General features: G+C 64.0%; 9 protein-coding genes. 4 read left to right on the top strand and 5 right to left on the bottom strand.

From position 1 onward, the window contains the following. Positions 1-105 precede the first annotated feature (105 nt). From JaAD80_RS05715 to JaAD80_RS05700, 4 genes are all read right to left on the bottom strand, one after another. Positions 106-735: a chemotaxis protein CheW gene (locus JaAD80_RS05715; RefSeq protein ID WP_102293287.1), complete on the bottom strand. Its 630-nt coding sequence runs from the start codon at positions 733-735 to the stop codon at positions 106-108. 3 nt (positions 736-738) lie between these two features. Beyond that, positions 739-1,104 carry a PleD family two-component system response regulator gene (locus JaAD80_RS05710; protein WP_086143773.1) on the bottom strand — a complete coding sequence of 122 codons (366 nt, stop codon included), beginning with the start codon at positions 1,102-1,104 and terminating at the stop codon, positions 739-741. 65 nt (positions 1,105-1,169) lie between these two features. Beyond that, the gene (locus JaAD80_RS05705; RefSeq protein ID WP_102293286.1) at positions 1,170-1,592 is read right to left on the bottom strand and encodes a response regulator; all 423 of its coding nucleotides are present in this window, start codon (positions 1,590-1,592) and stop codon (positions 1,170-1,172) included. An 86-nt stretch (positions 1,593-1,678) separates the two neighbouring features. Next, positions 1,679-1,831 (bottom strand): rubredoxin, encoded by a 153-nt coding sequence (locus JaAD80_RS05700; protein WP_038488910.1) that lies wholly within the window; start codon positions 1,829-1,831, stop codon positions 1,679-1,681. Between the two features lie 96 nt (positions 1,832-1,927). Here JaAD80_RS05700 and JaAD80_RS05695 point away from each other — a divergent pair, with 96 nt between their 5' ends. Both JaAD80_RS05695 and hemL read left to right on the top strand, forming a co-directional pair. Next, entirely contained in the window at positions 1,928-2,785 is an 858-nt protein-coding gene (locus JaAD80_RS05695) for a hydroxymethylpyrimidine/phosphomethylpyrimidine kinase (protein WP_102293285.1), read from the top strand. Positions 2,786-2,844: 59 nt separating this feature from the next. Beyond that, positions 2,845-4,134 (top strand): glutamate-1-semialdehyde 2,1-aminomutase, encoded by a 1,290-nt coding sequence (gene hemL / locus JaAD80_RS05690; RefSeq protein WP_102293284.1) that lies wholly within the window; start codon positions 2,845-2,847, stop codon positions 4,132-4,134. Between the two features lie 5 nt (positions 4,135-4,139). On the opposite strand, the gene JaAD80_RS05685 is transcribed toward hemL, so the two are convergent. Continuing rightward, positions 4,140-4,832 (bottom strand): HAD family phosphatase, encoded by a 693-nt coding sequence (locus JaAD80_RS05685; RefSeq protein ID WP_180979317.1) that lies wholly within the window; start codon positions 4,830-4,832, stop codon positions 4,140-4,142. Between the two features lie 464 nt (positions 4,833-5,296). Between JaAD80_RS05685 and JaAD80_RS05680 the strand changes: the two genes are divergently transcribed. Both JaAD80_RS05680 and JaAD80_RS05675 read left to right on the top strand, forming a co-directional pair. Then, a complete protein-coding gene (locus tag JaAD80_RS05680; RefSeq protein ID WP_102293283.1) occupies positions 5,297-6,175 on the top strand; it encodes an AraC family transcriptional regulator in 879 nt (292 codons plus the stop codon). Between the two features lie 81 nt (positions 6,176-6,256). Further along, positions 6,257-7,171: an ABC transporter substrate-binding protein gene (locus JaAD80_RS05675; protein WP_374755229.1), complete on the top strand. Its 915-nt coding sequence runs from the start codon at positions 6,257-6,259 to the stop codon at positions 7,169-7,171. Positions 7,172-7,186 lie beyond the last annotated feature (15 nt).

Here is a 7,186-nt window from a genome sequence, read left to right as displayed (position 1 = left end):
GCGCATCGCGCAGGCGCAGCGGCAGGTCGGCCGCCAGCGCCGCTTCGCCCGGGCCGTGCTCCGCCTCGGCCATGCCGGATGCCAGGATAGGGGAATGGGCGCCCATCAGTGTTCATCCTTGCCGCTGGCCACGCCGGCAAAGCCGGCATCGAGGAAGCGCTCCGCCTGCGCCAGCTGCGCCAGGTCCAGGCGCAGCCAGTGCTGCCCTTCGCTGTCGCGCAAGGTCTGGCTCGCCCATGGCGGCGCCGTGCCAGCGGTACTCCCCTGCGCCGGCACGGACAGCATGCCGCGCTGCTGGCGCAAGCCCAGCACGCGCTCGACCAGCAGCGCGCAGTTCATGCCCAGGCGGGGAGAGAAGGTGATGATGCGGCTGTCGCCGCCAGCCGCGCAGGGTGCCTCGCCCATGTAGCGGGCCAGGTCGATGATGGCCGTCAGACGGCCGCGCATGGCGGCCAGGCCCAGGTACCAGTCCTGCGCCAGCGGTACGCCCTGGATGGGCAAGCCGGCGGGAATGACGATTTCACCGAGCTGCGTCAGGTCGAGCAGGCAATGCCGGCCGCCGAGCAGCACGCCCAGTTCCTTGCGTGCGGCCAGCGCGCCGCTGCGCGCAGCCTGTACCCGTTCGAACAATTGCAGCTGGTACTGGCGCAAACGGCCCTGCCGCGCGCCAGGCTCGAACGGCGGCATGGCCGACAGAGCCGCGGCAGGCACGCCATTGCCAGGCATCGTACGCATGCGTCAGGACAGCGCCGCGATCTTCGCCAGCAGGTCGGCTTCGACCACCGGCTTGACCAGGTAGTCGCGCGCGCCCTGGCGCAAGCCCCAGATGCGGTCCGTTTCCTGGCTCTTGCTGGAGCAGATGATCACCGGCACGTCCTGCAGTTCAGGATCGCGGGCGATGGCGCGCGTGATCTGGAAGCCATTCGCACCGGGCATCACCACATCCATCAGGATCAGGTCGGGCCTGGCCTGCTTCAGCTGCGCCAGCGCGTCGGCGCCGTCTTGCGCCGTCAGCACGGCGTAACCGGCACGCACCAGCATCTCGCTCAGGTAGTAGCGCTCTGTCGGCGAGTCATCGACGATCAGAATTGTGTGTATGGCCATCTGTGTTTTACTTCCTTGCTGCGGTGATTGAGCCGTGCTCAATGAATCATACTAAATGCATCATACTAAAAATGCCCGGCCAGATGCTGCCGCACGGCCGCCAGCAGCGCTTCAGGCGCCAGCGGCTTGGCCAGGCAGGCGTTGGCGCCCGCCATGCTGCCGCGCGCGCGGTCAAACAAACCCTCTTTCGACGACAGCATCAGCACCGGCGTGGCGTGAAACGCCGCACTGGCCTTGATCAGCGCGCACGTGCGGTAGCCATCGAGACGCGGCATCAGGATATCGCACACGATCAGCGCCGGCCGGCAGTCGCCGATCTTGGCCAGCGCCTCGAAGCCATTTTCCGCCACCACCACGCGGTATCCGGCGTCGCCGAGGATCTTCGCGGCAGCGCTGCGTATCGTCGCGCTGTCGTCGATCACCAGGATCGTCAGGCCGGCACTTGCGGCGCCATCGGACGATGCCGGGGGCTGTAACGGACTCGTCATTTGATTTTTCGGCAATCTTGCGTACCATAGCATAGGCTGTCGCCGCACAGGCGGGCGACCGCGGCATGCCAATTGATCAGGATTAATTAAATGGCCACCATCTCGAAATCATCCTTGCGCGCGCCGCATTCCGGGCAGGTCCAGTTCATCGGCACATCGGCCCAACGCGTGCCGGGAGCGATGTCTTCGTCAGGCAGGCCAGCCGCTTCATCATAAACCCAGCCGCAAATAAGACACATCCACGTTTGGAATTGCTGCGTTGTTTCGTTGCTACTCACGTTCTGCCACCCTTCAATCAAGTAAAATGCTGAATTAGGTATCTTAATCTACCCGCCGTGCAAAACCAAACTTCTCCCCTCATATTAAGCTTCGGCGTGTCCGATCCAGTCGGCGCGATCGGCATCCAGGCCGACCTGGCCACATTTTCAGCCTTCGGCTGCCATGGCCTGTCGGTCACCACGGGCCTCTTGATCAGCGATACGGCGCGCGTGGAAGACGTGCAGGCGGTCGACCCGGACTGGGTTTCCGACCAGGCGCGCGTGCTGCTCGAAGACATGTCGGTGGCCGCCATCAAGATCGGCGCGCTGGGCAGCGTGGAAAACGTCACGGCGATCGCCGAAATCGTCTCCGACTATCCGAACGTGCCGCTGATCCTCGATCCCTTCATTTCGGCGCTGCCGGAACAGGGCATGGACGACGAAGACATCCTCACCGCCGTGCGCCAGCTGCTGATCCCGCAAACGACCCTGCTGATCATCTCGCCGGTGGAACTGGAACGCCTGGCCGAGACCTGGCGCGACGCCGATCCGGACGACACCTTGCAGAATGATGTCGACTACCTGGTGGCGCTGGGCTGCGAATACGTGCTCGTCACCGGCATGCCGGCCGACGCCAGCAAGGCCGGCACGGCCGAAGGCAAGCTGCGCGCCAATACCCTGTTCGGCGAAGACGGCGTGGTGCGCCACGACGAATGGCGCCACCTGCCGGGCATCTTCAACGGCGCCGGCAGCACCCTGTCGGCAGCGGCCACCGCCCTGCTGGCCCTGGCGGAAAATGAAGACGACGTGCCGCAGGCGGTCGTGGCGGCGCAGGAATTTACCTCCGGCGCGCTGGCGCACGCGCAGCGCCACGGCATGGGCAAGCTGGTGCCGAACCGGCTGTTCCAGCTGCAGCGCCCGCGCGGCGCCGAATAATGCTGTAGCAGACCAGACAGACGACACAGACAACGATCCACTTTCAAGGCACGATTATCATGACGACGACTTCCCAGAACGACATCCTGTTTACCCGCGCGCAAAAAACCACGCCAGGCGGCGTCAATTCGCCCGTGCGCGCCTTCCGCTCCGTGGGCGGCACTCCGCGCTTCATCACGCGCGCCGAAGGCCCGTACTTCTGGGATGCGGACGGCAAGCGCTATATCGACTACATCGGCTCCTGGGGCCCGGCCATCGTCGGCCACGCCCATCCTGAAGTGATCAAGGCGGTGCAGGACGCCGCCGCCCTGGGCCTGTCGTTCGGCGCGCCGACCGAAGGCGAAGTGCTGATGGCCGAGGAAATCACGCGCCTGGTGCCGTCGATCGAGCAGGTCCGCCTGGTGTCGTCGGGCACGGAAGCGACCATGAGCGCCCTGCGCCTGGCGCGCGGCGCCACGGGCCGCGACAAGATCGTCAAGTTTGAAGGCTGCTACCACGGCCACGCCGATTCGCTGCTGGTGAAAGCGGGCAGCGGCCTGCTCACCTTCGGCAACCCGACGTCGGCCGGCGTGCCGGAAGATTTTGTCAAGCACACGCTGGTGCTCGACTACAACAACGTGGAACAGCTGAAGGACGCCTTCGACAGCTTCGGCGCGGACATCGCCTGCGTCATCGTCGAACCGGTGGCGGGCAATATGAACCTGGTGAAGGCCACGCCGGAATTCCTGCAAGCCATGCGCGAGCTGTGCACGCAGCACGGCGCCTTGCTCATTTTCGATGAAGTCATGTGCGGCTTCCGCGTCGCCCTGGGCGGCGCGCAGGCGCTGTACGGCATCAAGCCGGACCTGACGGCCCTGGGCAAGGTGATCGGCGGCGGCATGCCGGTGGCGGCCTTTGGCGGCAGCGCGGCGCTGATGCACAACATGGCGCCGCTGGGCGCCGTCTACCAGGCCGGCACCCTGTCCGGCAATCCGGTCGCCGTGGCAGCCGGCATGACGACATTGAAACTGATCCAGCAGCCGGGCTTCTACGAGCAGCTGGGCGCCACGGCCAAGCGCCTGGCCGAAGGCCTGACCGCTGCCGCCCAAGAGGCCGGCGTGGTCTTCTGCGCCGACTACATCGGCGGCATGTTCGGCATTTATTTCAGCGCAACGCCGCCGACGAGCTACGCGGAGATGATGGCGGGCGACCGCAGCAAGTTCAACGCCTTCTTCCACGCCATGCTCGACGAAGGTGTGTACTTCGCGCCAGCCGCCTTCGAGGCGGGCTTCGTCTCGGCGCGCCACGACGATGCCGTCATCGACGCCACCATCGCCGCCGCGCGCAAGGTGTTTGCCAAGTTGGCATAAGCGTTTTACACGGCCGCGGTGTCCATCGCCGCGGCCACCAGCGCCGGCAGCCTTGCCATGTCATTGAACACAAGTAGCGCGCCGGCCGCCTTCAGGCGCGCTTCCTGGCCGGCGGCGACATGCCCGCCGCCGATGAATCCCAATACTGTCATGCCCGCCGCCACGGCGGCCGTCACGCCCGTGACGCTGTCTTCCAGCACCAGGCACTGGCCCGGCGGCACGCCAAACGAGGCGGCTGCCGCCAGGTAGACGCCAGGATGCGGCTTGGCATGGCCCACCAGGTCCGGCGTAAACACCCGTCCGCCAAATAACGGTGCCATGCCGGTCCGTTCCAGCGCCGACCGCACGCGCGCGCCAGTATTATTCGACGCCACCGCTTTCGGCATATTGATGGCGGCCAGCGCCCGCAGCACGCCGGGCACGGCGCACTGCAGCCGGTCGCAATCGATTTCGACGCCCTGGCGGATCGCTGCGCAGACCTCAGGCGCCAGCGGCGCGAGACCCAGTTCGAGGAACACGCCGGTCAGCAGTGTCTCGAAGTTCTGTCCTTGACGCGGCTGGATCAGGGCGACCAGCGGCGTATCGGCGGGCACGTACGGGCGCAACTGCTTCAGCAGAGAAAACAAGGTCACGCTTTCGCTGTCGACCAGCACGCCATCACAATCGCTGATCAGGTGCGTTAAATAGACATCAGACATACAGTACTCGCATGGCGCTCTCCGGCATGGATATTCTTGAAGGGACGCCGGCCCCGACGTAGCCAGCCTGGCCAGCATACAAGCGCTGCGGGGGCCTGCGCTACGTCAAAGACCCTGTTTTATCGATACTATTTTGTGCAATTGCCATCTTTTTCCGCCAGCGTATTGCTCAGCAACATTTGACGCAATGCACAAAATTTGACTATGTATCCTCCGGGGCAACGAATATGCAAAAAAAGTATCGGTATACCCACATGGAATGAGTGGCCCCGTCGGGTTCGCCTGCATAGAATGGAACCATAAATTAAAAACACGCCCGGCCGGCAACAGGGTCGAAGCGCACGGTAACCCAGCAGGAGACACGTCATGCCAAGCATCCGCCTCGCCCCGTTCACGCCTCGCCGCCACCGCGCTTGTTCTCCTTTTCCCGCCGTCACCTGTTAAGCGACGCGAGGGAGCACATCATGAAACCCGATCTCGAAGTCGTCTGCGTGCCCGCCGATGAATCGTTTACCGCCTGGTCACACGGCTACCCCTACCGCACCGTGCGCTGGCACTTTCATCCGGAATATGAAATCCAGCTGATCACCGACACCAGCGGCAAGTACTTCGTCGGCGACTATATCGGCGATTTCACGCCGGGCAACCTGGTCATGTCCGGTCCCAACCTGCCGCATAACTGGGTCAGCGAACTGCCCGACAACCAGCCCGTGGCTGAACGCTGCCTGATCCTGCAATTCACGGCCGAATTCATGGCCAAGGCCACCGCCGCCTTTCCGGAATTGCGCACAGTCAAAACTCTGCTGGACGAATCGCGCAGCGGCCTGCTGTTTGCGCCAGAGAGCGGCGCCGCCGCCCTGCCCCTGATGCGGGAGTTGCTGACAGCGCGCGGCTGCCGCCGGGCCATGCTGTTCCTGTCGCTGCTGGAACTGCTGCTGCACGACAACGGGCGCCGCCAGCTATCCAGCCCCAGCTACCGGCCCGATCCGCACAGCTACATGGCGTCGAAGATCAACCTGGCGCTGGCCTACATCGGCAAGAACCTGTCGACCGACCTGCGCGAATCGGAACTGGCCGAACTGATCGGACAAAACGTCAGCTCGTTCTCGCGCTCGTTCAGCAAGCACACGGGAATTTCCTTTGTGCAATACGTGAACTTGCTGCGCATCAAACTGTCCTGCGAAATGCTCAGCAATAGCGCCTTGAGCATCACGGACATCTGCTACCAGGTGGGCTTTAACAACCTGTCCAATTTCAACCGCCAGTTCCTTGCCCACAAGGGCATCTCGCCCTCCAAGTTCCGCCGCTACGACGGCTTGAAAACGGCGGCGCCAGGCAACTGATTTTTCGCTTCATGCCCCGGCAGCAGGCAAGGCAAGGCTGCCACGACACCCAAAATCCATACTAAAAACCAGGAGACGATGATGTTGAAAAGAAAACTGCTTGTCCTGTCCACGACCACCGTGTGCGCCGCTGCCCTGTCCCTGCCCGCCAGCGCCGCGCCGCTGAAGATCGGCATGTCCTTCCAGGAACTCAACAATCCGTATTTCATCACCATGAAAAAGGCGCTGGAAGAGGCGGCCGCCAGCATCGGCGCCACGGTGGTGATCACCGATGCACGCCACGACGTGGCCAAGCAGACGAGCGACGTGGAAGACATGATCCAGAAGAAAATCGACATCCTGCTGCTCAACCCCACCGATTCGGTGGGCATCCAGTCGGCCGTCAAGTCGGCCAAGGCGGCCGGCGTGATCGTCGTCGCCGTCGATGCGAATGCCAACGGCCCCGTCGATTCCTTCGTCGGCTCGAAAAACTTCAATGCCGGGCAGCTGGCCTGCACCTACCTGGCCAAGAGCCTGGACGGCAAGGGCGACGTGGCGATTCTCGACGGCATCCCCGTCGTGCCCATCCTGGAACGGGTGCGCGGCTGCAAGGATGCGCTGGCGGCCTTTCCTGGCATCAAGATCGTCAGCACGCAAAATGGCAAGCAGGAACGCGACCAGGCCCTGACGGTCACGGAAAACATCCTGCAGGCGCAGCCCAAGCTGAAAGGCATCTTCAGCGTCAACGATGGCGGCGCCATGGGTGCGCTGTCGGCCATCGAGGCGAGCGGCAAGGACGTCAAGCTGACCAGCGTGGACGGCGCGCCTGAAGCCATCAAGGCCATGCTCAAGCCCAATTCCAAGTTCATCGCCACGGCCGCCCAGTACCCGCGCGACCAGGTGCGCCTGGCGCTGGCCATCGCCATGGCCAAAAAATGGGGCGCCAACGTGCCGCCGCAAGTGCCGGTCGACGTCAAGCTGGTGGACAAGGCCGGCGCCAAGTCTTTCAGCTGGTAAGCGCCGCGCCTGGCG

Origin of the sequence: Janthinobacterium sp. AD80, from assembly GCF_002878455.1 — a bacterium.
Lineage (GTDB): Bacteria > Pseudomonadota > Gammaproteobacteria > Burkholderiales > Burkholderiaceae_D > Janthinobacterium.
Note: the sequence above shows the minus strand (reverse complement) of the source record. Positions and strands in the feature narration are given on the sequence as shown.